Genomic DNA, 1,784 nt, shown 5'->3' with positions numbered 1-1,784 from the left:
TTCCTCTGTGTCCTCTGCGTTCTCTGTGGTAAAAATAATTCAAATTGCATCGGAAACGATAGGACTAAAAAACGCAGATAATTGGGCTTTATCTGCGTTTTTTAGGGCTTATTTGGTGTAAAATCAGGGGCGATCGATTTACTTAAATTATGCTAAAGTCCTGGGGTCCGATCGCCCTTGCGGGGACTCCATTTACTACAGCCAACAGTTCGCCAGTATTGGCAATCGTGATGAAAGTTGCATTATTTTGTGGAACGAAACTAAGTCGATCGACTGTCAAACCTCCTGTTAAAATCAGCACATCCTCACCTGGGATAAAATCAGTAATAAAATCGCTGCCTTGTCCGGGGGTCAACACAAAGTAATCGCCACCACTTCCCCCTTGCAACGTATCGTTTCCGAAATCTCCAATCAGCCAATCATCGCCGAGCCCGCCAGCGACACAATCGTCACCTTTGCCGCCGTAAACACTATCATTGCCATCACTGCCGCAGAGTTCGTCAACACCGCCATTGCCAAACATCAAATCGTTGCCTTCCCCGCCACACAAGGAATCTGCTTCACCGTTAGGGTCGATCGCACTTTCTCCAAAAATAGTATCGTCCCCTGAGCCACCACACACAGTATCATTACCGCGATCGCCAAAAAATAGATCGTCGCCTGTATCACCAACAAGTACATCATTGCCCTTGCCGCCGTCTAGGGTGTCATCGCCCTTACTACCAGAAACAGTGTCAGCACCATTTCCCCCATGCAGGAAGTCTTGCCCTGCCCCACCATAAAGCAAATCGCCTCCTGTCAAGTCTGGGTTAAAGGGGTCAAAAGTGCCTCCAAACAAGCAGTCGTTACCGCTGTATCCCACCAAAGTGTCATTCCCCTTGTCCCCCCAAATCAAGTCATCTTCCTTGCCACCGATCGCCACATCATCGCCGCTACCCCCGAAAATGAGATCGTTGCCGCCATCGCCGTTGAGGTAATCATTGCCCTTGCCGCCATCAAGCACATCATTGTCTGTATCCGGGCTAAGAAGCATATCGCTGAACAGTCCGCCATAAATATTATCGTTGCCCTTTTTACCGATGAGAATGTCGTTGCCATTCCCACCGTTGATGGAGTCGTTGAGCTTGCTGCCAGTGAGGAAGTCGTCGCCGTCAGTCCCATTAAAAGTGCGATCGACCGCATTCGGGCCCGGAATTGAACCGATCGCGGGTAGGGCGATTTCTTCGCAACTGCAATCGCGATCGGCGCCTTGAACGCTGTCAAACTCAACAGGAGTCGGAGTTTCCGTTGGAGTCGGAGTCGGAGTTTCCGTTGGAGTCGGAGTTTCCGTCGGAGTTGGAGTCGGAGTTTCCGTCGGAGTCGGAGTTTCCGTCGGAGTCGGAGTCGGAGTTTCCGTTGGAGTCGGAGTCGGAGTTTCCGTGGGAATCGGAGTCGGAGTTTCCGTGGGAATCGGAGTCGGGGATGTTGTCGGAGTTGGAGATGTTGTCGGAGTCGGGGATGTTGTCGGAGTTGGAGATGTTGTCGGAGTTGGAGATGTTGTCGGAGTCGGGGATGTTGTCGGAGTCGGAGATGTTGTCGGAGTTGGAGATGTTGTCGGAGTTGGAGATGTTGTCGGAGTTGGAGATGTTGTCGGAGTCGGAGATGTTGTCGGAGTCGGGGATGTTGTCGGAGTTGGAGATGTTGTCGGAGTTGGAGATGTTGTCGGAGTTGGAGATGTTGTCGGAGTCGGGGATGTTGTCGGAGTCGGGGATGTTGTCGGAGTTGGAGATGTTGTCGGAGTCGGG

General features: G+C 51.7%; 1 protein-coding gene. It reads right to left on the bottom strand.

The features are described from left to right. Window positions 1-142 precede the first annotated feature (142 nt). Window positions 143-1,784, bottom strand: a 1,642-nt coding sequence (locus AAFP14_RS22480; RefSeq protein ID WP_341734413.1) for a calcium-binding protein, incomplete at its 5' end; no start/stop codon positions are given.

This window comes from Microcoleus sp. EPA2, from assembly GCA_020882975.1.
Taxonomy (GTDB): domain Bacteria; phylum Cyanobacteriota; class Cyanobacteriia; order Cyanobacteriales; family Microcoleaceae; genus Microcoleus.
This window is presented reverse-complemented; position numbering and strand designations above follow the sequence as displayed.